This window comes from Oceanirhabdus sp. W0125-5, from assembly GCF_027938815.1.
Classification (GTDB): Bacteria; Bacillota; Clostridia; order Clostridiales; family Clostridiaceae; genus Oceanirhabdus.
The window spans coordinates 2,070,203-2,095,823 of record NZ_CP115913.1 but is presented as its reverse complement, the minus strand read 5'-3'; the positions used below and the strand labels follow the sequence as shown (position 1 = coordinate 2,095,823).

The 25,621-nt window shown below is 30.0% G+C and carries 21 protein-coding genes and 1 riboswitch; of the genes, 3 read left to right on the top strand and 18 right to left on the bottom strand.

The annotated features are described in order from the left end of the window. Nucleotides 1–16: 16 nt before the first annotated feature. The 3 genes from OW730_RS09840 to OW730_RS09830 are packed head-to-tail and all read right to left on the bottom strand — an operon-like array spanning nucleotide 17 to nucleotide 3,390. The gene (locus tag OW730_RS09840) at nucleotides 17–1,441 is read right to left on the bottom strand and encodes a HAMP domain-containing sensor histidine kinase (RefSeq protein WP_271228848.1); all 1,425 of its coding nucleotides are present in this window, start codon (nucleotides 1,439–1,441) and stop codon (nucleotides 17–19) included. After that, the gene (locus OW730_RS09835; protein ID WP_271228847.1) at nucleotides 1,441–2,112 is read right to left on the bottom strand and encodes a response regulator transcription factor; all 672 of its coding nucleotides are present in this window, start codon (nucleotides 2,110–2,112) and stop codon (nucleotides 1,441–1,443) included. The genes OW730_RS09840 and OW730_RS09835 overlap by 1 nt, the downstream gene beginning before the upstream one ends. Before the next feature lie 33 nt (nucleotides 2,113–2,145). Beyond that, nucleotides 2,146–3,390, bottom strand: a complete 1,245-nt coding sequence (locus tag OW730_RS09830) for a hypothetical protein (RefSeq protein WP_271228846.1) — start codon at nucleotides 3,388–3,390, stop codon at nucleotides 2,146–2,148. Between the two features lie 334 nt (nucleotides 3,391–3,724). Between OW730_RS09830 and OW730_RS09825 the strand changes: the two genes are divergently transcribed. Continuing rightward, nucleotides 3,725–4,936: a patatin-like phospholipase family protein gene (locus OW730_RS09825; RefSeq protein ID WP_271228845.1), complete on the top strand. Its 1,212-nt coding sequence runs from the start codon at nucleotides 3,725–3,727 to the stop codon at nucleotides 4,934–4,936. 35 nt (nucleotides 4,937–4,971) lie between these two features. Here OW730_RS09825 and OW730_RS09820 read toward each other — a convergent pair whose 3' ends face one another. From OW730_RS09820 to OW730_RS09810, 3 genes are all read right to left on the bottom strand, one after another. Continuing rightward, nucleotides 4,972–6,495, bottom strand: coding sequence for a vanadium-dependent haloperoxidase (locus OW730_RS09820; protein WP_333781283.1), 1,524 nt, complete (start codon nucleotides 6,493–6,495; stop codon nucleotides 4,972–4,974). Between the two features lie 221 nt (nucleotides 6,496–6,716). Next, nucleotides 6,717–7,961, bottom strand: coding sequence for a class I SAM-dependent methyltransferase (locus OW730_RS09815; protein ID WP_271228843.1), 1,245 nt, complete (start codon nucleotides 7,959–7,961; stop codon nucleotides 6,717–6,719). A 53-nt stretch (nucleotides 7,962–8,014) separates the two neighbouring features. After that, nucleotides 8,015–8,569 carry a DUF1062 domain-containing protein gene (locus tag OW730_RS09810; protein ID WP_271228842.1) on the bottom strand — a complete coding sequence of 185 codons (555 nt, stop codon included), beginning with the start codon at nucleotides 8,567–8,569 and terminating at the stop codon, nucleotides 8,015–8,017. 930 nt (nucleotides 8,570–9,499) lie between these two features. Between OW730_RS09810 and OW730_RS09805 the strand changes: the two genes are divergently transcribed. Together OW730_RS09805 and OW730_RS09800 are read left to right on the top strand one after the other, a co-directional pair. Continuing rightward, nucleotides 9,500–9,997 carry a DUF4358 domain-containing protein gene (locus OW730_RS09805; protein WP_271228841.1) on the top strand — a complete coding sequence of 166 codons (498 nt, stop codon included), beginning with the start codon at nucleotides 9,500–9,502 and terminating at the stop codon, nucleotides 9,995–9,997. 158 nt (nucleotides 9,998–10,155) lie between these two features. After that, the gene (locus OW730_RS09800) at nucleotides 10,156–11,826 is read left to right on the top strand and encodes a M28 family peptidase (RefSeq protein ID WP_271229543.1); all 1,671 of its coding nucleotides are present in this window, start codon (nucleotides 10,156–10,158) and stop codon (nucleotides 11,824–11,826) included. Between the two features lie 122 nt (nucleotides 11,827–11,948). Here the strand turns inward: OW730_RS09800 and OW730_RS09795 are convergent, their stop codons facing one another. The 12 genes from OW730_RS09795 to OW730_RS09740 all read right to left on the bottom strand — a co-directional run bounded on the left by OW730_RS09795 (nucleotide 11,949) and on the right by OW730_RS09740 (nucleotide 25,503). Beyond that, on the bottom strand, nucleotides 11,949–12,323 hold the full coding sequence (locus OW730_RS09795; protein ID WP_271229542.1) for an iron-sulfur cluster assembly scaffold protein: 375 nt from the start codon (nucleotides 12,321–12,323) through the stop codon (nucleotides 11,949–11,951). Between the two features lie 138 nt (nucleotides 12,324–12,461). After that, nucleotides 12,462–13,376, bottom strand: a complete 915-nt coding sequence (locus tag OW730_RS09790; protein ID WP_271228840.1) for an ATP-grasp domain-containing protein — start codon at nucleotides 13,374–13,376, stop codon at nucleotides 12,462–12,464. A gap of 155 nt (nucleotides 13,377–13,531) precedes the next feature. Continuing rightward, nucleotides 13,532–14,155, bottom strand: a complete 624-nt coding sequence (locus tag OW730_RS09785; protein ID WP_271228839.1) for a flavin reductase — start codon at nucleotides 14,153–14,155, stop codon at nucleotides 13,532–13,534. Nucleotides 14,156–14,186: 31 nt separating this feature from the next. Continuing rightward, nucleotides 14,187–15,350 carry an aminotransferase class I/II-fold pyridoxal phosphate-dependent enzyme gene (locus tag OW730_RS09780; RefSeq protein WP_271228838.1) on the bottom strand — a complete coding sequence of 388 codons (1,164 nt, stop codon included), beginning with the start codon at nucleotides 15,348–15,350 and terminating at the stop codon, nucleotides 14,187–14,189. A gap of 34 nt (nucleotides 15,351–15,384) precedes the next feature. Continuing rightward, on the bottom strand, nucleotides 15,385–16,200 hold the full coding sequence (locus tag OW730_RS09775; protein ID WP_271228837.1) for an SDR family oxidoreductase: 816 nt from the start codon (nucleotides 16,198–16,200) through the stop codon (nucleotides 15,385–15,387). 406 nt (nucleotides 16,201–16,606) lie between these two features. Next, nucleotides 16,607–17,389: a bifunctional hydroxymethylpyrimidine kinase/phosphomethylpyrimidine kinase gene (gene thiD / locus OW730_RS09770; RefSeq protein WP_271228836.1), complete on the bottom strand. Its 783-nt coding sequence runs from the start codon at nucleotides 17,387–17,389 to the stop codon at nucleotides 16,607–16,609. Nucleotides 17,390–17,478: 89 nt separating this feature from the next. After that, nucleotides 17,479–17,591, bottom strand: a riboswitch (TPP riboswitch). 33 nt (nucleotides 17,592–17,624) lie between these two features. Next, on the bottom strand, nucleotides 17,625–18,704 hold the full coding sequence (locus OW730_RS09765) for an ABC transporter permease subunit (RefSeq protein WP_271228835.1): 1,080 nt from the start codon (nucleotides 18,702–18,704) through the stop codon (nucleotides 17,625–17,627). Continuing rightward, complete coding sequence (locus tag OW730_RS09760; RefSeq protein WP_271228834.1) at nucleotides 18,691–19,728, bottom strand: ABC transporter permease subunit; 1,038 nt, start codon at nucleotides 19,726–19,728, stop codon at nucleotides 18,691–18,693. The genes OW730_RS09765 and OW730_RS09760 overlap by 14 nt, the downstream gene beginning before the upstream one ends. Beyond that, on the bottom strand, nucleotides 19,715–21,301 hold the full coding sequence (locus OW730_RS09755) for a sugar ABC transporter ATP-binding protein (protein ID WP_271228833.1): 1,587 nt from the start codon (nucleotides 21,299–21,301) through the stop codon (nucleotides 19,715–19,717). Before OW730_RS09755 ends, OW730_RS09760 begins: the two co-directional genes overlap by 14 nt. 90 nt (nucleotides 21,302–21,391) lie before the next feature. Continuing rightward, a complete protein-coding gene (locus OW730_RS09750) occupies nucleotides 21,392–22,540 on the bottom strand; it encodes a DUF3798 domain-containing protein (RefSeq protein ID WP_271228832.1) in 1,149 nt (382 codons plus the stop codon). Nucleotides 22,541–22,764: 224 nt separating this feature from the next. Further along, entirely contained in the window at nucleotides 22,765–24,543 is a 1,779-nt protein-coding gene (locus tag OW730_RS09745) for a YARHG domain-containing protein (RefSeq protein ID WP_271228831.1), read from the bottom strand. Nucleotides 24,544–24,600: 57 nt separating this feature from the next. After that, entirely contained in the window at nucleotides 24,601–25,503 is a 903-nt protein-coding gene (locus tag OW730_RS09740) for an SPL family radical SAM protein (RefSeq protein ID WP_271228830.1), read from the bottom strand. Between the last annotated feature and the right edge of the window lie 118 nt (nucleotides 25,504–25,621).

Sequence of the window (25,621 nt, the reverse complement as noted above, 5' to 3'; positions counted from 1 at the left end):
CTCATATCATACGGGTTTATCTATAAAGTTCAACTTTAAAAGATATATTTCCTTCATGAAATTCATAATTAATTTTTCCATTATTCTTATTTACTAATTCTCTACAAATCACCAAACCTAATCCCGAACTTACTTGAGTATTATCACCATAATTATACTTAGTGAAAGGCTCAAATAGATTATCTTTAATATTAGATGGAATTTCCCCACATTTATTTTCTATTGTTATAATTGCCTTATCATTATATTCACATTTTACATTTATTTTATCATCCTTGCTATACTTTACCCCATTATCTATAAGATTAATAAATACCTTTCTTATATCTTCTTCTGCAGCAAAAACCATCGCCGACCTTTCATTTACCTTAAAATTAATTTTTCTTTTCTCTGAAATAAATTCAAATCCTTCTATAACATCTATCAATAGATTTTTCACATCAAAATATTCTGGTTCGTGAATGATTTTTTCTTTTCCTTTAGCAAGAACTAGCATATTTTCTACCATATTGCTTAATCTTTTCCCTTCTATGGACAACCTCTTATATGACCGTTGAACTTGTTGTTCGTTAAGGGTATTTTGCTGTAATAACTGTGTATATCCTGATATAGCTGTAAGTGGCGTTCTCATTTCATGTGTAGCACAATTAAAAAATTTCTTCGTAGACTTTTCTAATTCCTCCACCCTTTTCTTTTCTTTTTTTAAATGTTGAATTTGAGATAGTATTCTCTCCTGCATACTATTGAAATGGTGAACTAAAATTGCCACCTCATCTTTTCCTTTTACCTCTAATCTATTAGTAAAATCTCCATCTCCAACATCACTTATTCCTTTAGCTAAAATCTTAAGAGATACGGTTGTTTTCTTTAACCATATATTAATTATTAAAATCATTAGTAAAAATAATATACATTGAATAAGTATAATCTTTAGCAGCAATAATTTATAATCATTATATAATTCTAAATATGATTTTTGCAGTACCAATGTTCCTATATACTTACCCTCATCATACATAGGATATGAGTAACTCACATAAAACTTACCACCTTCAGAGTTTAGATATAAAAGAGATTGTTTTTCATTGCTCTCAATGAGAATATTTATTTTATCCCTTTCATCCAATAAAACACCTGTAAAAGCAATATTTTGCTCACTATTATTATCTATTGATATATATATATCATATTGATTGTTAATATCATTGAGTATTGATAATACCTTTCCTTTATTACTACTCATTGTTGATTCTAAATTATAATTTCTGGATATCTCTAATCTGGTTATATGTTTAATTGCCATCATATCATTGATAATCGACTTTTTAAAATTATCTTGAAAAACTCTCCATACTGTTATATTAATAAGACTTACTACCACTATGGAAATGAACAGAACTCCTAAAATAATTTTGCCTCTTAAAGTTTTAAATTTAAACATTATCTCATCACATATCCTATTCCAAAAACTGTTTCTATATGAGAGTTCCCAGACAAACCAAGCTTTGCTCTTATTCTTCTAACATGTACATCTACTGTTCGTGTTCCTCCATAATAATCATATCCCCACACTTTGTTTAAGAGCTCTTCACGGGAAAAAACTCTATTTCTATTAGAATACAAATAAAAGAATAAAGCCCCTTCTTTTCTTTTTAATTGAACTTCTTTTCCCTTTTTATATACTCTTTCACCAATTACATCTACCGTAATTTCATCATCTAGTTTTTCTAATTTATTTACCCTAGAGGGATTCTCTTTTTCTAATCTTCTAAATAAAGCCTTTATCCTAACCATAACCTCTTTAATTTCAAAAGGTTTTGTTATATAATCATCTGCACCAATTTCCAATCCAACAACCTTGTCAAAAATACTATCTTTAGCTGTAATCATAATAACCAAGAAATCCTTAGAGATTTTTTTACATATTTCAAACCCATCAATATCTGGCAGCATAACATCAAGTAATACTAAATCAGGCTTAAAATTTTCTACTTCATATAGTGCACTTTTTCCATCAAACACACTTTTAACTTTGTATCCTTCACTATTCAAAGCCAATGTGAGAATATCATTAATTGAATATTCATCTTCAACAATAAGTATCTTCTTCATAATCTTTTCCCCTAACATCATAACAATCAATGTTTATTTAAAAGTATATTTCTTGTAGATAACATCCATTGTAGTTTCCACTCCATCCGCCATGTCTGTGACCTGCTTCAGTAAAAATATTTCTTTTTTATCCTCACTTATTAATGTCCTAATAAATGGAGATAATGTTTTTCCTTCATCCTCGATGGATTCTTTGTAAATAGTTTTCAATTCATCGCCATCTATGGTTTTAAAATATCTTGTTTTAGGGCTTATATATCCACTTTCTTTTTCAAATTCATCAAATACCAATATATCTTTTGACATTGATATGCTACTTATGTGTCTATCACCTGATGATTTAAGTAATTCCTTAAATTGATTTGTCTTAAAATTAAATTTACTTATAGAAAGCGTCTCATAAAGTGGGTGATAACTAAAATAGCCATCATCTCTTAAATATCCCATTTCAATAATTAATATTTCATTTTCATTCAAAGCTCCTATACTAACGTTCTTTAAATCATCATTTTTTCTATAACTCATATATTCCTTCAAATCAATATATTCCTCTAACTCAATATAGTTTTCATTAAAAACTAACTTATAGCACGTAAAATCTTTATCTACCCATATAAAACTTTTAAGTGCCTCTACATAAATTAAGTCTATTAACCTATCATTTATTTTAAATTCATAAAGTTTATCTTCCATAACATCAAGTAAATATTGATTTATCTTGCTATTACTAAAATTGAATAAATAAATATATTCTTTGTCATCAATTAATGCTGGTAGTATATAATCAATTTTATCAATATTGTATTTTTTTAATGTATTAGATATATCTTCACTCTCTCTAGGCACATCCTCCTTAGTATAATCTATCTCTCTAACTAATCCATCATTAAAATCATAAGATTTGTTATATGTATATCTATTATTGAGCATTACCTTTGAAGTTTCCTTCAATTTATTTTCTTGATCTATTTTAAATAATTTATCTCTTGTATACCCATCTTTTAAATAACCTTCTTTAGGCTCTTTATTATCAAGGTTCCCTAAACCAAAGCCTATATATCCATATAATTCTCCATTGAAATAAAATCCTGGATAAAAAACCTCTTTATCATTTAACTTCAAATCAATTTTTTCCACACCTGAAATCTCAAGAAGATTACTTGTTTCTTGTACATCTTTCTGTAATACAATCTTTTCAACTTTTCCCTTTCCACAACCTGTTAGCTGAAATACCACTGCAATACTTGCTAAAAATAATACCATTCCTTTTTTCATCATATGAATCCCTCCTTAAATATTATTTTATCTTAAATATTATTTTATCTTAAAGTTTTTTCCAAATAATCTTAACTTGTTTCCAAATTGTTAAATTAAGTATTTATTTTTATTTATTGTTACATATTTTATATTTTACCACAAACTCCAATGGGATTACTCTACTTCTTCTCCTAAAATATTATTCTTAATATTTTTTAATTCTCTTTAGTACATCAAATATTCCAATAATAAAAATTGAAAAGTACTAAAAAATAATATAGTATTAACTTATATTTGAGTACTGAAATTTACGATATTTTATTGATAAAAATATATAATACGAGGTGTACAAGTAATGACAAATGAATTATATGGTTTAGTGTTAGCTGGTGGTGGTACAAGAGGCAGCTATCAACTTGGTGTTTGGAAAGCCTTAAAAGAATTAGATGTTGAAATAGGAGCTGTAACAGGCACATCAATTGGAGCTTTAAATGGTTCCTTTATAGCTTTGGATGCTTATGACGAAGCTTATGATTTATGGTATAATATGAGACCCTCCTCTGTAATTAAAGGAAATGAATTGGTCATTGAAAAAATATCAAATAGAAAAATAGATATTAAGTCATTTAATTCAATTGTAAAATATATGAGTAATGTTTTAGAAGAAGGTGGTTTAAATATCGATCCACTTAGGGAATTATTAAAAGAAAAGGTTAATGAAGAAAAATTAAGAAATTCTGAAATTGACTTTGGAATAGTTACTGTTTCTCTTTCAGATATGAAACCAGTGGAAGTATTTATAGATGAAATACCTGAGGGTAAGTTACATGATTATCTACTTGCCTCTTCAAATTTACCTGTATTTAAATCTGAAAAAATTGATGGTAAAAAATATATTGATGGTGCCTTTCATGATAACCTTCCATTAAAATTAATGTCATCAAAAGGATATAAAAAAATTATAGCTGTGGATCTTGGTGCATTAGGTTTAAAAAGAAATGTAAAGAAAGATGATTTAGAAATAACCTATATTACTCCATCTGAACCTTTAGGAAGAACATTAGAGTTTAATAGAGAAACATCTAGAAGAAACATTGAAATGGGTTATTATGACACTCTTAAAATCTTTAAAAATCTAGCTGGTAAAAAATATTATATTACTCACTTACCTAAAGAAGATGATGTACTTAATAAATTATTATCACTTCCTGAAAGTTTAATTATGAAATTAGGAAAACTCTTTGGAATTGAGGGAATCCCACATAGAAGAATGTTATTTGAAAAGATACTCCCAAAAGTTGGAGAGATGTTAGGATCATGTTATAATGATGACTATTCAACAATGATACTGAATCTATATGAATTTGTTGCAGAAAAACTTAACATCGATAGATACGCTATTTATGATTACGATACATTCGAGAAATTAGTTACTTCTAAACTTAAAGATTATTCAACAAAAGATATCGCTCTTCACAGACTGCCTAAAATTTTGAAACAAACTAATCTATATAAATGGTCCTTAAAGGATGAATTGTTAACACATGTTTTAAAGGAAATTAGTTAAGGAGGGGTCAGACCCCAAGGGTCTGACCCTAAATATTATATAATAATTGTAGTTCCGTCAAACTTAGTAATACAGAACCCCATAAAGTTCTCATTATAAGTCTTCTTAAAGTCATGAAGAATCCCTATTGCTACAGCTTCTCCTAATTTAAGTCCCTCTATTCCATCTGAGCGATAGTGAACCCCTGCAGTATCCCTTCCAAGTGAAAGGTTAGAACCAAGTTTGTTTAGTTCACCACCTACAGTAAGAGGGGTTCCTGTATATGGAAGCAATGATAATCCATCAGCACTAGCCACTTTAGGATCAGGTATAATATAATCTTCATTGAAGAAAGCCTTCATCATTGTAACACCTGCTCCTGCGATACAAGCATGCCCTGCTGGATAAGAGGTATGAGTAGGAGATCCCTCTGGATAAGCCATCGGTAACAAGTACGTTCCATATTCCTCAAAAACTTTAGTAACAGCACAACAATTTAGCAACTCTGGATTAATAGGATAATTAGTAGCTCCTGTCAGATTATTCTGAACACGTCCACCAAATTCCTCTGGTCGTAATCGACGGTGCACTAAGAATTTTTGGAACCAAGCAGCTTCTAATGCTATTCTAGCTGATTTTCCAACTAAATCTAAAATATATGCTGATCCAAAAGTAACAAAACCATTTTGTGTTCTAGAGCATAAATAAGGGTTTTCATAGCATACTGCGCCTTTCCCAAATCCTAGTAAAATCAGACAAGCATTTAAAACACTTTGATAAGTGAAATCTCCATGAACCCATTCAGCTAAATCTCTACCGCTTCTAATATAACGTGGTTGTGGATCAAAATCACCATGATGGCTAGTTCCTCCATTTTGAATATAAAGCCAGTCATCATATGAAGTCATATAGTTTATTCCAGGTAATGTGGTAGGATATTGCTGTTCAAGTATTTTTGCTCCAAAGGGAACATCCTTGGCTAAAAACTGTGAAATATAAGGTCCTATCAAGTCTCCCTCAAAATTCCCTCTAAATATTGTTCCTGGAGTAACTTCTCCATTTTCTTTTGGTCCTCGATAATCTGAAAACTGTGACATATCAGTGCATGCTTCACTAATAAGAGTATTAGTATCATAATCTGCAAAAGGTACGTCACGAGTTAATGCCCTCCAATAATCTTCTCCCATCTCACTTGCCGCCCATGCACTATCAAAGTTAGGTGCAGGAGGCATAGTTAAATGATGAGAATTTGGTCCTTCTAAATCATATGCATAGGACCCTTGAGGATTAGCAAATTTCCTAACCCCACCTAAAGGAATCTCTTCAAACATTTGAGGATTTCCTGTTGTTAATGCCTTTAGCCATATATTGTACGCCCCTAGATTAACTTCTCCAAGGTGATTATGAGGCATTGCTTTAGAATAGTTAGCAATTCTATTTGGATATAAATCTTCATCCCCATTATTAGGGTGATCTGGTAATGGTAGATTCTTTTGAAAACCAGCTGCATCTACGCGTATTTTATATGCTTTTTGATTAACTTGCCTTGGTGTTAATGGTCCAATCTCATATGATTGCATTGGTTTATATGATCCGTTAGGGTTTTGATCATTATTTGTATCATTACTTACTTTTTCAACATCATTTACTTTGTTCAACTCTTTTTATCCTCCTAGTAAAATGTATCTACTATAATATATGCACCTATAATGAAGTCTGTCCCCACACTATTTCTACACAAAAAATAAAATAAGAGGCAGATAATTATTTTATCTACCTCTTAATTCTATTGAATTATTTATTATGCTTTTGCAACTAATATAGCAGTTTCACCTTTTCTTAATATAACTTCCACCTCAGAAAATCCCGCCTTCATAAATAGCTCTTTTTGAGTATCCATAGAAAAAGGTATATCTATATGATATAATCCCTTTTCATCTTCATCTAATAATTCCATAATCTCATAATATCTTTTTAAGTAACGATTGGCATTTTCTTCTTTTACCACATAATCTCCCTCTATATAACATCCACCTTTTTTTATTGATCTTCTGATTTTTTTATAAAGTTCCAATTTAACATCAGGCACAAAGTGATGAATGGTCATACTTGATAGTGCATAATCATATTTTTCTTCACCAAAAGGCACATCTAAATAAGATCCAACTATAAGGTTTATTTGATTCTCATATTTTTTATAGCGTTCTAGTAGTTTATCCATCATCTCTTTTGACATATCAATTCCAGTTATATGTGCTTTTATTGCTTTTTCAAATACCCCTTCAAGCTCTAACCCTGTTCCACATCCTAAGTCTAATATAGAAATTTTTTCAGATGTTTCTCTTATTGGCTCTGAAAGTTTTTTATAGTAAATATCAAAGTCTACAACAGTATTTTTCATATGCTGATCATAACCACCTGATCTTTTATCAAAGAATTGCCCCATCTCTTCCATACTAACCTTAAAGTAGCTATTCCAAACCTTATTTTTAACTACTTCTACATTCTCATAAAGCAATATAAGCTTTTCTATATCCTTTTTTGAAATATCTCTATTATTTCTTCTTAAATTCATAAGATAAATAGATAATATTGTTACAGGAATTTTTTCTCTCACTTCACTTGTTATTAATTCAAACTCATCATATCCCTCAACAAATAGTCCAAATATTTTAAGATATTTTTCTAATTTCTCTGTTACATCCATAGCTTGCAATACGATAGGCAAGCTAAAATAACACAGCTCAAAAGGCATCTCCTCTATTATATTTTTATCACTATATACAGCTTTTATATCCTCTACCATATAATTCACTATTTCATAGCTTTCATCTGACACCTTATCTATAATCCTACTTAACTCATCAATTAATACTTCTTCAATATTTTTCTGATTTTTGTAGCTATTTATTATTTTTAAATCTTCAGCTTCAATTTTTCCTTTTGCAACCTTTCTTCCTTCACCCTTAATCTCATTCTTTTTATCCATAAGGTCACCCTTAATCCATTCACTTAAACTTAATTGTAATTTCTCTAATTGCGACATAATATTATCTCCTCTCATTTTTGGGATGGGAGTCAGACCCCCATCCATTTTTCCTATATACTCTGCACATCTAAAATAGTAATTTTGCATGATGTTTTAATAAATTTATTACTCTTAACATTGCACTCATTTAAAAGAATCTTTCCCTTTTCCATGAGTTTTTTTATTTTATTTCTACTTAAATCTTCAAACTTTGAAGATAAGAGATTATCAACTCGAGTTTTACCCTCAACTTCATCTATTAAAATCTCAATGGATTCATAGTTATTATTTTTTATCTCAACTATACTTAAATCTTCATTTATGTATTTTTCTATTTCACTCCCCTTCTCATCATATAAACTTGTGTAAAGTTTACTTGGTGTATTAGGCGCAAGGTTATCCTCCATGTTATTAAATGCCTTAAAGTCCTTTAACTTTCTATTCCATGTATGGCCTTTTTCACATTTATATATAGCCCAACGGTAAATGTTCCTGCCGTTTGCATTTTCTCTTCTCACTAAAGAATCCTTAAAAACTACTTTCTTGCCGCAGTTGTGACAATACCTTACCACTTCTTCCTCAGAATTCACTCCAACGTTTTTCCAGTTTAAAAATAATTTTTCCATATCTTCCCCTCCAAAATGTTTATGATTATTTATACTCCAATATTTGATAATCAATGTCTGATTTATTATATTTAATACATTGGACCAGTACCTCCCCATAGATTTTCCCAAAATAAAAAAGGTGCAGCTGAACTTTCATTCAACTACACCCGTTTATAAATTCATTACGTAAAAATTATCAAATATTAACTTCAGTTAATTGATGTACATAATTCCATAAAATAAGAAGGTTGCACAATCATAAAAACTGAATTATAAAATTTTTTACGCAAAAAAGCTGTGTCATAACTAACATAACACAGCTTGAATTCATATTAATCATAGTAAGACAAATAAACTCACAAGTTATACTGACGCATGGCTGTATCATAACTTTAAGTACAATATCATATAAATATGGTATTTATCTCACTAAAATATTAAAAATTTCAGGGCTATAATTAATGTTGTTCTCTGTTAATAGATATAGCAAACAAACCTATACAAAATATCTTTGTCAGGTAATTATGGTTAATATTTTTAACTAAAATATATCAACCCATAATTAATAAACCTTACATATCAAGGTAATATAATTTGCTATAAAATTATTAAATTATAATCTATTAACAAAAATTCAACATCTTCATCATATAGCGGTGCCCCTTTCATTTCATGTATTTATTGTTTACTTCTTGATTATATTATATTTTTTTCCAATAATCAAGAGAATTTGATATTATGATCGGATTTATAGCTAAAATATGTATTCAGACCTAAAATATGCATGCGTACCTGATACACATACAATAATTCCTTAAATTTTATTAAAAAAATTTTAATTACCCCTAACTTTTTAATATTCACTACGTATAAGTTATGTAATCATTTAGAGATAATTAATTTAAAGAAATTATCTTTACAAATTTATTATACTTAGGAGGAATTAAAATGAAAAGAATATTAAGCTTAGCTATGGCTTTCTTATGTGTATTTGCATTAGTTGGATGTGGAAAGGAAGAAGCTAAAGTACCTAATGTACCAGTAAAGGATATTGTAAGTGCTATTGAAGGAGAAGTTAATTTAGATGGATTAATGGATTTAGATTTATCAAACAAAGAAATGGACGAACTTACTAAAGGAATGATAGAAGGATATGGAATCAATCCAGAAGATGTTGAAGAAGGAATTATTAGATGTGCTATGATAAACCTTGATGCTAGAGAGTTAGTTATACTTAAAGCAAAAGAAGAATCAAAGTTACCTGAATTGCAGGCTGCACTTGAAAAACGTGTAGAAAATCAATTAGCTGCATTTGAAAACTATGTTCCACAGAACCATGAAATGGTTAAAAATCATGTATTAAAAACAAATGGTAACTACATTATCTTAGCTATCTCTGAAGATGTTGAGAAAATAGATGAAATCTTTGAGAATACTTTAAAATAAAATAATATGTTTTAAACTCTCTGTTACTGCAGGGAGTTTTTTTATTTATAAATATAGTTTAAATCCTTTAGAGCATTTCGATTTTAACCCTTTTAAGTTAATATATGGTACAATGTAACAATAATAGCATTATTAAAGAGGTGATTATTTTGAAGAATATGAAATATTTTTTATTATCTTTTGTCTCTCTTCTTATTTCAATCTTAATCTTAATGAATACCATTTCATTACCTTCGTTGAAATCAGAGGATGCTCCACTGGATGAATTTTCAGCAACTAGAGCTATGAAGGTTCTAAATAATATTGCTCAAAAGCCCCATCCTATTGAAACAGAAGAAAATGAGAAAGTACGAAATTATTTAGTTGAGCAATTAAAAGATTTAGGTTTAGAACCTCAATTGAACTCAACCTATAGCAAAAACGGAAATAGAGAAGGTAATATTACTAATATAATAGCTAGATTAGAAGGAAGTGCTAATTCTAATGATGCCATACTTTTAGTATCACATTATGACTCAGTAAAATATGGTCCTGGAGCAGCTGATGCTGGTTCCTGTGTTGCAACAATTATTGAAACAGTTAGAGCTTTAAAAAATGAGGAAACTCTAATAAATGATATTATAATTCTTATAACAGATGGTGAAGAAGAATATTTACTAGGCGCAAAAGCCTTTGTTGACGAACACCCCTATTTTAATGACGCAAAATTAGTAGTTAATCTAGAGGCTAGAGGAAATTCAGGTATTGTTACAATGTTTGAAACCGGTGAAGGGAACAGTAATATAATAGGTGCTATGAAAAAAAGTGTACCACATCCTTTCGCATTTTCAGCCACTTATGAAGTATATAAACAAATGCCTAATGGTACTGACTTTACAGAATTTAGAAATAAAGGACTTAATGGATTAAACTTTGCAAACATAAATGGTGCTCATACATATCATGAACCAACTGATAATATTGAAAATTATAATAAAAAAACATTACAATATTATGGGACAACCATCCTGAATCTTATGAGATACTTAGGTAATGCCGATTTAGATAAGTTAAATGATACTGAGATAGATAGCGTATATTTTACTCTTACTAAAAACATATTTATTAATTACTCAGCTAAAATAGCAATCCCATTGTCTATATTTACAATTCTTTTGCTAATTGTATTAACTTATATAGCATATAAAAAAGGTAAAATTAAGATCTTCAAAGTTATATTGGGTACAGGTATGAATTTAATTACTTTATTGCTAACATATCTTTTAACTAAAGGTTTGTTTTCTCTTACCAATAGAGGTGCATGTGCTCTCAACAATTTTGAATCAAGAACTTATAAATGGAATATGTTTTTCATAACACCTAAAAACTCCAATACTATAATGTTACTTTATTTAATAATCACTACAATATTATTAGTTCTTATTATAAAATTCATTAATAAATATATTAACTATATGGAAATATATTTAGGGAATTTAGTGTTATGGTCTGTGATTATGATGTTTACAAGTATTTATATTAAAGGGGCCAGTTATTTATTTACATGGACAACTCTTGTATTCATATTAAGTATGTTGACAATACTTGTATTTGAGAAAAGCAAATATAAACATATAATTAATTTCACTTCACTTTTTGCCAATATGTTTGCTGGTATAAATGTGTATTTATTATTTATTTATTTAATATACCTTTGTGTATTTATCTTTATGTCACCAGTAATTATGGTATTAATAAGTTTATATGGAATTGTAATTATCTCAAAAGTTTTAGAGTTAACTAAAAATAATACCAATATAGATAAACGTACTAGTGTAGAAATATCCTAATAAGATTATAGTGATATGCTCCCTTTATAGTAGACAATTGAAATAATATAATTGTCTATTATAAAGGGAGCATATCATTTTCATGATGGTTTTTATGTAGTATTTTTTTAATAACTATGCTTTTAGCTTTTTTTATAATCCTCAATAGCATTTCTCAATGCTTTAACACCAAGATTTGAACAATGCTTCTTTTGTTCTGGAAGACCACCTAGTGCATCTATAATATCCTCTTCAGTAATTTCTAATGCTTCTTGTAAAGGCTTCCCTTTCGCCAGTTCTGTTACCATACTGCTAGTGGCTATTGATGCGGGACATCCCTGCACTAGAAAACTAATATCTTCAATTATATTATTTTCTACTCTTATATAAATATCTAAAAAGTCTCCACATTGAGGATCTCCATTTGAACCTTCTCCATTGGAATTCTGTAATATCCCTACATTTCTTGGACACATAAAATGCTCTATAACAAGATCTGAATAATCTTCTGTAAACATGAAATCCACTTCCTTTTCTACCAACATTTTTCATTATTATATTACTCGCATTTTGATTTATTGTCAAATGCCAATAACTAAATAATATCAAAAGCCATCTTATGTTATTACACAAAGATAGCTTTACAATTAAATCTATTACTCTAAAAAACCTAATCTTATTTTTATGTAGTTAAATATCTCTTGTGCAGCATCAATTCCTGTTGCTGCTTCCAAACCTTCAAAACCTGGTGCAGAATTAGCTTCGCATATTTTATAGTGTTCTCCATCAAATAATAAGTCAATTCCAGCCACGTCTAACCCTAGTATTTTACAACTTTCAGTAGCTAACCATTCAATCTCAGGATTTAATTCATAATCTGAAACATTTCCTCCCTGTGAAAAATTAGCTTTAAAATCACCTGTTGCCGAACTTCTTTCCATACACACAATTGGCCTTCCTCCAACAACAAAAACTCTTAAATCTCTTCCAAAACTATCCTTTATAAATTCTTGTAATATAAAATTCATACTTGAATTGGTAGTCTGCATCAACTGCATAAGATTCTTAAAATCCTTTTCATTATTAGATAGATATACACCACTTCCCTGTGAACCACTTATTGCTTTTACTATTAGCGGATATCCTAAATATTTATTCACTAGTTCTTCATTAACAGGAAATCTTACAAGCATAGTTTTAGGAACAGGAAGATTATTTGTAGCTAGAACCTGCTGAGTATATAATTTATCTTTTACCATTTCTATATTATTTGGTTCATTGATAATATGTACTCCTAGTTTCTCCAGCTGTCTTAATACTGATAATGCAAAGTAAGGCATATGAGCTCCTAAACGCGGCAAAACAAAGTCGGGCAAATCAACTGGTTTTCCATCTAAGAAAATTGACTTTTCACCTTGTTTAGTTACAATCAAATCAAATTGTTCAGGATATAGAATTTCTAGTTCCATATTGTTTTTTTTCGCTACTTCTAAAAACCTATTATTCTCATAACTATCCTGCTTTACTCTTGCCTTAAAGGGACTATAAAGTATCCATCCTTTAATACTCATTCTTCTCTCCTCCTGAAATTTTTAAATAAAATTCATAAATTAATACATACGTATATCTTATGTATTAATTTATTAAATTATTTTAATCAATATAAATTGAATTATTAATGAAAAAAAGTCTGTATACTTATGTACACAGACATTTTTATTAATATTTATAAGCTTTCAAATTTATCTTTACCCTGTCCACATATAGGACAAATATAATCATCTGAAATTTCTTCTGCCTCTAGAACGTATCCGCAAATCTTACAACGATATCCTTTATTTGCAGTTTCCTCTTTATAAGATGGTGCATTTTTAGGAGTTGTTCCTTTTATAACACTATGATAGTATCTATACGTCATAACTTCATCATTATTTAATATTTCAGCTTCTAAAACCTCACCTATAAACATAATATGAGTTCCTAAATCTACTCTATCAATCACTTTACAACTATATCTTCCAGCTGCACAATCTGTAACATACTTTATACCCTTCTTATCAATTACAGTATTGAACTTAGCAAATTTATCTGTAGTGTCACTGCTTTTAAAACCAAATTCACCTATTAAGTCCATATCAGCCTTTTGATTTAAAGCTACTGCAGCGAAGAATCCTGATTTTTCAATAATCTTTGATGTGAAATTATTCTTTGAAATAGTAACAGAAAACTTTGGTGGCTTTGAAGTCACCTGTGAAAGAGTATTAACAACACAACCACTTTGTTTCCCTTCAAAAGAACTTGAAACAATGTAAAGACCATAAGTAAGTTTATAAAATGCTTTTGTATCCATATACTTCACTCCCTATTATTCTTTCTCTTATCTAAAGCACTCTTCTAAATACTTCGAGAGCATATTCTAACTGATCTTTAGTATGAGTTGCTGTATAACTTGTTCTTAAAAGAGCTTCTCCGCTCTTTACCGCTGGTGAAATAACAGGATTAACATATACTCCCCCTTCTAAAAGGAGTTTTGCAACTATAAATGTTCTTTCATCCTCCCAAGTCATAACTGGAATTATAGGTGTAACAGAGTCACCAATTGATAATCCTATTTCTTTAAATCCTTTTCTCATAAACTCTGCATTTTCCCATAACCTTTTAACTCTTTCAGGTTCCTTTTCTAGTATCTTTAATGCTTCAAGAGCCGCCCCTACATTAGCTGGGGGTATTGATGCGCTAAATATGAATGGACGAGAACAATGCTGAACATAGTGAATCAAGTCCTCATCTCCTGCAATATATCCACCTAGACTTGCTAAGGACTTACTAAATGTCCCTACAATAATGTCCACTTCATCTTCTAGCCCAAAATACTCTGCAGTACCTCTTCCTGTCTCCCCCATAACCCCTAGTCCATGGGCGTCATCTACCATTACTCTAGCACCATATTTTTTTGCCAACTTAACTATTCCAGGAAGATCACAAATATCTCCCTCCATACTGAATACTCCGTCAGTTACTATTAGCTTCCCCTTATTATCTGGAACCTTTTTCAATATTCTTTCCAAATCTTCCATATCATTATGTTTATACTTTAATAACTTTGAAAAGCTTAATCTACAGCCATCAATTATACTAGCATGATTTGCTCTATCACATATTATGTAGTCGTTTCTTCCAGCTATAGCTGAAATTATACCTAAATTAGTTTGAAATCCTGTACTGAAAGTTAATGCAGCTTCTTTATGTAAAAATTCAGCTAACTTCCTTTCCAAATCTATATGAGCATCAAGTGTTCCATTTAAGAATCTTGATCCCGAACATCCTGAACCATATTTATCAATTGCATCCTTTGCAGCTTTTTTTACTCTTTCATCAGCTGTTAACCCAAGATAGTTATTAGAGCCTAACATAATCGTTCTCTTTCCTTTAATCATAACCTCTGTATCCTGTCCTGATGTTAACATATGAAAATAAGGATAAATTCCTGCTTCTATTGCTTCTTTTGCAGCTGTATAATCATAACACTTTTTAAAAATATCCATAAAATAGCCTCCCAAATTTTCCTTAAACCCTTAATTAATATACATTACTTATTATTAATTCCAACAACCGTTCTGGTAGAAGTTTTCTTAACTTTCCTATTAACTTATATTTCATTCCAACAATATTTCTAAGGGATGGATTCCTCTTCTTTAATATTCTCTTTAACTCTTTAATCACAACTTCAGCTTCCGGTCCATTTTCCTCTGACTTTATCATCTCATCAACTGCTTTTTCATATCTCAGTTTATAGACGGAATTCTCATCAGCATCCTTAGCAGCGATTCTTATAAAATTTGTTTTCATATCCCCAGGCTCAATTAAAGCAACCTTAACACCAAAAGGCTTTACCTCTATTCTCATTGCTTCTGAAACTGCTTCTAATGCATATTTTGTCGCACTGTACATAGATTGATAAGGTATAGATATAATTCCAGCAACAGAACTTATGTTAACAATAAGTCCCTTTTTATTTTCTCTCATATAAGGTAATACATTTCTACAAACCATCATGATTCCGAATAAATTTGTTTCAAAAATTTCTCTCACTTCATTTAATGAAATATCTTCAACAGCTCCACTTAATCCATAGCCTGGACAATTAATTAAAAGGTTTATCTCTCCCTCCCTTCCTATAATATAATCAACTACTTTTTTAATGCTATTGCTGTCTGTAACCTCTAAGGGTACCATTACAATGCCATCTTCCATTATTTCTGAGTCAGGAAATTCAACTTTTCTAGAAGTTCCATAAACCTTATAGCCATACTTATGTAAAAATTCAGCGCATGCCTTGCCTACTCCTGACGAAGCCCCTATTACTAAAGCAACTGAACCATATAACTTTTTCATATGACCCCTCCTTATACTATATTGTTAATTTTATCATATAAATACTTATTTTAACAATTGTATATATTTAAATTCTTTCAGAGACATTTTTCAGAGCTTATCTCTATTTCGAAAAATATCCTCACAATAATATTAATCCTTGGCTTTTTAGAGTTGCATAAAATGCTTACATGGATTATATACGTAAGAAATGAGCTATAATTTTATAAATCATAGCTCATTTCTTACGTATATGCTTATTTATATTTACTACTTTCTTTTAGTCATTAAATCTATTTTAGAATACTTCTCCACGAGTATCTAAGTGTTGAATTGCTTTGATACGTTTTGGCATTATAGGATGCGATGATGTTAAGTTATGTACCCAACAGAAAATTCCTTTGCAATTTTTACTTGTTTTTCAGTGTTAATTTATTTTATAACAATGATCCAAGGGACCGCTTCCTTTTCCAAGATCTAAGTTTGCTTTTAATGCACCAGTTATATATTCCTTACTGTTACGTATACTTTCTTCAACTGAATATCCTAAAGCTAGATTACTTGCTATAGCTGATGAAAGGGTACATCCTGTTCCATGGGTATTAGGATTATGAACTCTTTCACCTTCAAACCAATATATTTCCCCTCTTGAGAATAATAGATCATTAGCATTATCCTCAAGATGTCCACCTTTTATTAAGATATGTCCCTCATAATTCTCTCCTATTTTCCTAGCAGCTCTAACCATATCATCTTCTGTTTTAATTTTAAATCCACAAAGAATCTCTGCCTCAAAAAGATTTGGAGTAATAACTGTTGATAATGGTATTAATTCATTTAATAGCTTATCTATAGCGTCATCATTTAAAAGTTTACTCCCAGACGTTGCCACCATTACAGGATCAACCACAACATTCTTTGGCTTATACTCTTTTAATTTTTGTGAAATACTCTCTATAATTTCACTTGAAGCAACCATTCCTATCTTCACAGCATCAGGAAAGATATCTTTAAACACACAATCCATTTGATTTTTAATAAATTCATCAGAACATGATTCTATACCATAAACACCTGTTGTGTTTTGAGCAGTCAAAGCAGTTATGACACTCATTCCATAACATTTATGGGCTGTTATTGTTTTTAAATCTGCCTGAATACCTGCTCCACCGCTGCAATCTGACCCTGCAATAGTCAGTACTTTTTTCATATTAACACCTCTTCCTAAACTTCTTTTATATCATATGCCATAGACGGAAAATAAAAAACGTGCTACCCCAAAAAAAGGTAACACGTATAAAATATTCGTAAATCATTTCCCTACGCTGGCATTACCCAGATCAGGTTAAAGGGTTTTCATCGTATCTAGATGTATTCTCAGCCTGATTACACAAGCTCCCCTACCATTATTTAATTATACTTGAATTATATAGTTTATAATAAAGTTAGTCAATATTTTTCTTTTCATTCTTAACATTCATAATTAATGCAAATGCTATTGTCCCATAAGCTACAAAGCTCCTAAAGTATTCACCTAATGCAGCATTACTGAATAGGTTTTGTCCTGCTAAAGGTGATACTACAAATAAAGTATGGAATAAAAATATTCCAATAAAAGCATTCCTAACATTGGCACTTCTTATTGTAGCTCCACCTGCAAGCAATGCAGCACAGGAGAATATATCAGAATTCAAATGACCTGTATAAACATTAATCATTCCTATATTCTGTAAAAACAATATATGCCCAAGACAAGCAATTATAGTTGAAATAACTATAGCATTTCGTCTAACTGCTGATGTATTAATACCTATTATCTCAGCCTTTTCATTACTCTCTCCTACAGCCTTAAACTTCTGCCCTAGTCTCGAATTCATAATATATTTAATAACAAAAGCAAATAAAATTACTACAAAAATCATAAATAAAGGTATTTCAATCTTTCCTATTTTCATTAACCATATTTTATCAATGGTATTTCTATACTGCTCAAGGTCTACCATGTTTCTTACTCCAATTCCCCTTGAAAGTATCATTTCTTCATTATGTGGCTTGATGAATGTACCATACCCAACCATAAAAATAAAATGATAGATACTTGTACCTAAGAACCCCATAATTATTGTGGTTATCATCTCTTTACCTTTTACTCTATTTAAACAGAAACCTATTAAATTTCCTAAAAATATTGATAATACAACCCCAATTATGATAGCTAAAAGTATTCCTTTAACTCCGCCTATCTTCCAATCCAGCACTAGAAGTAATCCTATCTGAGCAGAAATCGCTCCTATTGTAACTGCAAAATTCAACCCCATTCCTGCAGCTATTGGAATAAGCAGCGCTAAAACCATTACCCCATTTCGTATAAATCTTATAATAACCTGATTTATTACAAAATTAACACTTACCCCTGAAAAAACAATTCCAACTATACATAATACACCGAAAACTAAAGGAACAATATTAAGCTCACTATTAAGTTTTTTACCTTTTAACCTAGAGAACATATTATTTTTTTCCATGTTTTTTACGTCCTCCTTTATATAATAGTGCGTAAAGAATAATTATATTTGTTATCATCATTCTAAGTACCTCAGACATCTCAGGTATTAAAATTGCATTAGCCAAAGGTGCTGATAATACATATGTTGTTTGAAATAAATACACACCCACAACAGCCTGTACCACTGATGTTTTCCTTCCTGAACTTCCTCCAATTAATACTGCTGAAACAGCCGGAAATGCCATCATTAAGGGTGCTTCATATAATTCTACAAAACCATAGCTTTGAGCATATACACATATCCCAACTGCCGCTAAAACTGTAGACAATATAATTGAAATAGTTCTCATCTTATTCACAGAAATTCCAGATAGGGTTGCATATGTTTCATTTTCTCCCACTGCAATCATTGCCATCCCTGTTTTAGTTTTAAAAAACAAATAAATTAAAATGCAAATTAGTAAAAAGAATAATAATAGTCCTAAAGGAATTTTAAAATCTCCAATATGAATTACCCATAATTCATTTAATATTTTTCCAAAAAAATTCTTAAGTCCAATTTTTGGTCTTAGCCCTTTTCCACCTATAGGATAGAGCATTTGACGATTTGTAAAAGGTGCTAATGTCCAAAAAAAACTCATAAGTGGAATAAAAGAAAATCCTACAAAGGTTCCTGCTATTTCTTCTCTTCCCTTAACTCTATTTAGTATTTTTGAATATACGAAACCAAATACTATACCAATTATTATTGAAAAAAATAATGCCCCTGTAAATCCAAGAATACCTTTTAATCTAAGATTTATTGAAATACACATTCCTAATAAACCCGCAGATACTCCTACAGGAATCCCAAAGTTCATTCCAACACCGCAATTTAACATAGGTATAAGAGATAATACAAGAACTCCATTCATAACTAATTTTATTAAAGAGTCATTAAACATTCTTGGAAAAGGTATTCCTAGATAAATAGTCATTCCTGCCATTACTAATAAAAATATCATTATGATAATTTGAGGAATTTGAAATTTATACTGCTTCACTCATAACACCTCTTTCCCCTGATAAAGCTAATGCAAAATCTCTATCATCACTATCTGGATCTAATATTTTAAATACCTTCCCTTCATACATTACTAAAATTCTGTCACAAACCCTTTTTAGCTCTTCAAGCTCACTAGATGCTATAACAATTGTTGTATTTTTCTCTTCATTTATATTTAACAGCATGTCCAATATTCTTTCTTTAGCTCCTATATCTACTCCTCTTGTTGGCTCTGCTACAAATAATACTTCTGGATTAAGTGCCACTCCTCTTGCAATACACACCTTTTGTTGATTCCCACCGCTTAGTTCTCTAACGCTTTGATACATTGAACTACATTTTATATTAAACTTTTCAATGGCATGTTCTACATGTTCATGACTTTCTTTTTTATTTAACATACCAAGAGAATCAATAAAAAATCTTTTTAAAAACCTGTTCTTATTTTGCAAGGCAGCAAAAATTACATTATCCCTTACAGAATGATTTAAAAGAAGCCCCATATTCTTTCTATCATCAGGAAGCATATATATTCCTTTATCAATTATTTTTCCTGAATCATTCAAGTCTAAATTTTCTCCCTTATAATTAACGGTACCTTCAGTATCATACATTCCCATGATTCCATAACCTAGCGCCATTTTCCCATGTCCAGCCAAACTGGTAATACCTAGAATTTCCCCTTTATTTATATTAAGATTAACTTCACTAGCCTCTTCCCCTGGCATATTTACAGCAAAGTTCTCAAAGCTTAATATAGTTTCCTTAGAAATTTCTTTTTTCTCTCTCTGTACCTTAACTACTTTATGTCCAATCATATCCTCAGCGATCTTTTCAATATTAAATTCTTCTTTATCGTATACCGCTGCTACCTCTCCATCTCTCAAAATTGTAGCTTTATCACATAAATTTACTACTTCCTCAAGTCTATGAGAAACAAAAATTATGGCAGTTCCTCTTTTTGCTATCCCCTTTAGGATTTCAATTAATGTATCTGAATCTTCCTTATTTAAAACCGCTGTTGGCTCATCAAGCATTAACACTTTTAAATTTTCTTTATCTATCTCTCTTGCAATCTCAATAAACTGTTTCATACTTGTTGATAGATTACACACTTTTATATTTGTATTAAGCTTAATGCCTAATGTATTTAATATCTCCTGAGCATCTTCATGATTCTTCTTCTTATTTATATATGCAAAGCTTCTGCCAAAAAGCTTTTCAGTTATCCCATAAGCCTGTTCTCGATTAATCTTAATATTCTCAGCAACATTCATATTAGATATTAAAGCAAATTCTTGATGTATCATCCCTATACCACTTTTTATGGAAGCACTTGGACTAGAAATTTTCTTTTTATCACCATCAACAATAATCTCTCCTGAATATCCTCCAGTCTCCTCAATCTTTGGATTTCCAAACAATATATTAAGAAAGGTACTTTTTCCAGAACCATTTGCACCAATCAGTCCATGTATTTCTCCTTCTCTCAATTCAAAATCTACATTTTTCAAAGCTTCCACATTCCCAAAACTTTTAGAGAGATTATTTATTTTAATTACACTTTTCACATTAACACCTTCCTTAAATATTCATAACGATCAATGATAACACAAGCTAAAAAAATTAGGTATAGGAACACCTATACCTAACTAATTATTTTAATAGAAAATAGATTCCATTATCATTAAGAAATAGTTATCTAATTCTGGTTTTAATTTATTGAAATCAACTTTAACACCAAAAGTTTCTTCAGCAAATTTCTCTAATTGCTCCTCGTTCTTAGGATCTACGTTACCATCAATCATTGCTTTTGCTAATTCTACAGCATATTCTGGTAAGAATACTGTAACTGGTACAGGCCAACCAGATAATCTTCCAGTAACCCCTGCTTCAGCAGCTTTTTCGCTAATCATTTTATTGATTTTGTCATAGTCTCCAGCATCTTCTTCTGAAATCTCTAATCCCATTACAGAAGGGAATGCTTGTGTTGGAGTTGGACAGCATTGCTCTGCCATTAAATACTTTAATTCTAAAGCTTTATCTAATATAACATCATACATTGGACAGTTTGTACCAAAAATATTAGTATCAACACCATATTTTTCAATCTGTCTTGGAATATCTTCTTGTAGGAATTGCTGCATTGCAGTTGGTCCATTTCCTGTTTGAGGATCTGGAGTAATAATCTCAACAAACTCCATTCCTAATCTTTCACATGTAGCTTTCATGCTATCTCTTCTTTTAGCGATTAATTCTTTTGCTAAATGTGTTGGGAATGAGTAATGAATAAAAGTTTTAGCTCCCATTTTATGAGCTTTTTCAGCAATTGTTATTCCTCTTCTTTCCCAGTCAGTATCTAAACAAACATCTATGTACTTAGACATCATATCTGGATCATCCCATATTGGTGCAGTAATAACTATAATATCTGGTCTCTTTTCTTTAACCTTTTGAATAGCAGGTAAAAGACCTGATTGTCCAGATGTAACTGTAATAGCTTTCACTTTTTCATCATCAGCTAAACTGATAATTTGACTCATAGCAGTTTCAATCTCTGTATTAAAGTTTTCTGGTAATGTTATATGCTTAACAATACCTGGGTACTTTTTAACCATATTTTCTGCAGCTCTAAATTCGTCTTCACTAGTTGATAATGTTGGCGTAACAACACCAATTTTGTAATCAGCTTCTTCAACCTTTGTTGCTTCTGTATTTTCTTTCTTGTTTTCATTTGTTGCTTTGTTTCCACAAGCAGCAAGTGAGAAAACCATCATAGAAGCTAATAATAATGATAATAGTCTCTTCATTGTTTTTTCTCCTCCGTATATCTAATTTATTTAACTAAAGTATTTAGTCAACTGTTATTTGCACACAAATTCTATTATAGTTAAAAAAAATCGAATTACCAATTCAAATATTAAATAGATAAATCTGTTATTATAGTTATTTTCTATAATGAAATGGGGCTGTATCAAAATAATTAATCATTTTGAAACAGCCCCACTTACTTGTCCCCTCTTTCAATTTAACTTTAATCTCCTCCATTAAGCCAAAATAACCACCCTGAAAGACCATCTTTTGTTTCCACCTTAATAGGAATATTTCTTACCATATTAGGGAATCTTTCATAGAAATCATAGTCCACTTCAACTATCTTGACAGACTCATTAATATCTGCTATTTTAACAATTCCAGTATCTATATTGGATGCAGCAATTTCTCTCTTTAAGGTCTCAGCGTGTTCTTCGCTAATTGAACTAACTCTATGTCCCCCTGCAATATTTTTCTTTTTATATAGTACCATATTGCAATTGTATTGAAGAATTTTTCCTATAATCTCATCATTACTAGGATGCTTAAGTCCATCCTTTATATTATAATAAGTTAGCAAAACCTTGTTTTTATCATTAGTATAGCTATATGAAGTATATATATTTCCATCATAATCATAATCGATTATATATCCACCTACTCTAAGAACAACATTAATTCCATCTTCACATAATTCAAAAATAGTGGCATTAGGATCATCACTTGGTCCTTCATCCTGCACATAAAAATACATCTTATCCTTACAGGATATAAACTTCAATTCATAATCCCAAATATAACAATTAAACTCATGATGTAAAGCTTTCTTTCCATTTTTTTTAATAGAAATTATAAACGCACTAGCCCTATAACTACTGTCCACATCGTCAGCTTTAAATACTATATTAATCTCTTCTTTATTTCCGTCTAGGTCTAAATCCTCATAATAATTTAGTTCTGCAACTTTAATCCTTTTATCATCCTTTTCAGTGGAATTAGTTTCATTTGTATTTTCTTTATAAGCTTCAGTATCTTTGAACAGTTTATTTAATCTTGTTTGTATGCTTTGATCCCATATATTACTTGATTCCCTCGTTTTATAATTAAAACATGTATTGATTATACTTTTACCCGTTGTGTTGAACCAATAATATATATTACCTTTCCCATCATATAAAAAGTCTTTTCCAAAATGTTCAAAACGAGTATATGGGTATATGCTTCCATGAGAAATTTTATAAATATGCGTAGTACATCCAATATCAGTACCTGTTTCTGTTATGTAAATATCTATTTCATCATCATTTTCATTAAAATCTACTACTGATACATATATCCCATCATTCCAAGTACTTTCAAACACTTTTTTATTATGACCAGTATTCAATGTTATTTTTGTAGGGAGATTCCCACCTTCATAATCTAATTTTTCTCTTGTAATATATAATGTTTCCTTTTCCGCTGGTCCAAATAATGGTACCATCACATCCATTTCACGGCTTAGTTCCTTATCATCTTTAGAGTTCTTAATCCATGATTCACTTTGTTCCTCAATCAATATTATATTTTTAATGTTTTCATTATCAATTTGGCTAAGTAACTTATCAACATCTTTACTTATTGGCTTGTACCACTCGAATTTTGAGAAATAATTATGAAATTCTTCTGTAGAAAACTTATAACCATTTTTAGCATAGATTGAATTTCTTAGTAGTGATAGTTCTTGTAAAGATAATTTCTCTAAATCATTATTATTAAATATCTCTGTTAGATTAAATTCTCCACTATCTAATGAAAGAATTTGTACATCAGCTACCTTTATTTCCTTACTATCATTAACTTCTTTTGATTCAGTTGTCTCCTTATATTCATCATTTTCCTTTGAGTCAGTAGTTACATTTGACTCATTAGGCTTAATATTGTTTTTTTCTGTATTTGTGCAACCAGTAAAAACTATAAATAATAATATAGCTAAAGTAATTACAACCTTCTTTCTCATTATTTAATTCCCCCTTTTAACTGTTTCATGTAATTTTTTTATTATCCCCTCTTATCACTATGAATCAAAAAATGACAACTGTTTATGTTCTCTTTGGCTTAATTTTTCTTTCATTGGTTTTGTATAGCTACTTGAAAGAGAATATTTATCTCTTAGTTCATTAACCATTTTATATAATTGGTCTTTATACTCCTTATTTGCTCCTCCAGTTTTATAAAGAGCTAATAAGTCATTATACAAATTAGGAAATTGAGTTTTTATAAAATTAAAAAATACTTTTCTTGTTTCTCCTCGCAAATACAGCACTCCTGGTAAAACATAATGGACATCACATTCTCTTGCTCTTGAAAAAAGAGAATCAATATTTTCATAACTATCCGTTAGATATGGAATGATAGGCATAAGGTGTAATCCTACTGATGCATTTGTCTTTCTAAATGCCTTTAACATCTCAAACCTATTATTTGAAACTGCACCCTTTGGCTCAATTAGTTTTCTTAACTTTTCATCCATTGTTGTAATTGTTGCAGCAACATTTACATAAGTTATCCTAGATAACTTATCAATCAAATCATAATCTCTAAGTATTAAATCTGACTTCGTTGAAATAATGGCAGGTGTTTTGTACTTAATAAGAAGTTTCAAAATTTCAGGCATAAATTTATATTGCTCTTCTGCTGGTTGATAACTATCTGTAACACCACCTATATTGATAATTTCTTTTTTCCAACGTGTACTACTTAATTGCCTTTCAAGCTGTTCAATAATATTTGTTTTTACGTATATATCATGAAAATAATCATTTGAATCCATATATCTATGTGAATACATGGCATAGCAATATTTACAACCATGTTCACAACCACGATAAATGTTTAAATCCCAACTATAAGGCACTCGTCTTTTTAATTTATTTAAAGCTTTTTCACAGGTAATCTCTTTATACTTCATATTATCCATAAACACCTTCTTATTTTTAATCTTTTTCAGCTACCTTCATCCATATATAGTATATATTAGATTTTTATAGAAGTACATATATAGTAAAAATCTATTTATACCTTAATATATATTAACC

Bases quoted from the DNA above. Each gene is read 5' to 3' on its own strand.
- OW730_RS09840 (WP_271228848.1), bottom strand. From the start codon at position 1,441: ATGTTTAAATTTAAAACTTTAAGAGGCAAAATTATTTTAGGAGTTCTG.
- OW730_RS09835 (WP_271228847.1), bottom strand. From the start codon at position 2,112: ATGAAGAAGATACTTATTGTTGAAGATGAATATTCAATTAATGATATT.
- OW730_RS09830 (WP_271228846.1), bottom strand. From the start codon at position 3,390: ATGATGAAAAAAGGAATGGTATTATTTTTAGCAAGTATTGCAGTGGTA.
- OW730_RS09825 (WP_271228845.1), top strand. From the start codon at position 3,725: ATGACAAATGAATTATATGGTTTAGTGTTAGCTGGTGGTGGTACAAGA.
- OW730_RS09820 (WP_333781283.1), bottom strand. From the start codon at position 6,495: ATGCAATCATATGAGATTGGACCATTAACACCAAGGCAAGTTAATCAA.
- OW730_RS09815 (WP_271228843.1), bottom strand. From the start codon at position 7,961: ATGTCGCAATTAGAGAAATTACAATTAAGTTTAAGTGAATGGATTAAG.
- OW730_RS09810 (WP_271228842.1), bottom strand. From the start codon at position 8,569: ATGGAAAAATTATTTTTAAACTGGAAAAACGTTGGAGTGAATTCTGAG.
- OW730_RS09805 (WP_271228841.1), top strand. From the start codon at position 9,500: ATGAAAAGAATATTAAGCTTAGCTATGGCTTTCTTATGTGTATTTGCA.
- OW730_RS09800 (WP_271229543.1), top strand. From the start codon at position 10,156: ATGAAATATTTTTTATTATCTTTTGTCTCTCTTCTTATTTCAATCTTA.
- OW730_RS09795 (WP_271229542.1), bottom strand. From the start codon at position 12,323: ATGTTTACAGAAGATTATTCAGATCTTGTTATAGAGCATTTTATGTGT.
- OW730_RS09790 (WP_271228840.1), bottom strand. From the start codon at position 13,376: ATGAGTATTAAAGGATGGATACTTTATAGTCCCTTTAAGGCAAGAGTA.
- OW730_RS09785 (WP_271228839.1), bottom strand. From the start codon at position 14,155: ATGGATACAAAAGCATTTTATAAACTTACTTATGGTCTTTACATTGTT.
- OW730_RS09780 (WP_271228838.1), bottom strand. From the start codon at position 15,350: ATGGATATTTTTAAAAAGTGTTATGATTATACAGCTGCAAAAGAAGCA.
- OW730_RS09775 (WP_271228837.1), bottom strand. From the start codon at position 16,200: ATGAAAAAGTTATATGGTTCAGTTGCTTTAGTAATAGGGGCTTCGTCA.
- thiD (WP_271228836.1), bottom strand. From the start codon at position 17,389: ATGAAAAAAGTACTGACTATTGCAGGGTCAGATTGCAGCGGTGGAGCA.
- OW730_RS09765 (WP_271228835.1), bottom strand. From the start codon at position 18,704: ATGGAAAAAAATAATATGTTCTCTAGGTTAAAAGGTAAAAAACTTAAT.
- OW730_RS09750 (WP_271228832.1), bottom strand. From the start codon at position 22,540: ATGAAGAGACTATTATCATTATTATTAGCTTCTATGATGGTTTTCTCA.
- OW730_RS09745 (WP_271228831.1), bottom strand. From the start codon at position 24,543: ATGAGAAAGAAGGTTGTAATTACTTTAGCTATATTATTATTTATAGTT.
- OW730_RS09740 (WP_271228830.1), bottom strand. From the start codon at position 25,503: ATGGATAATATGAAGTATAAAGAGATTACCTGTGAAAAAGCTTTAAAT.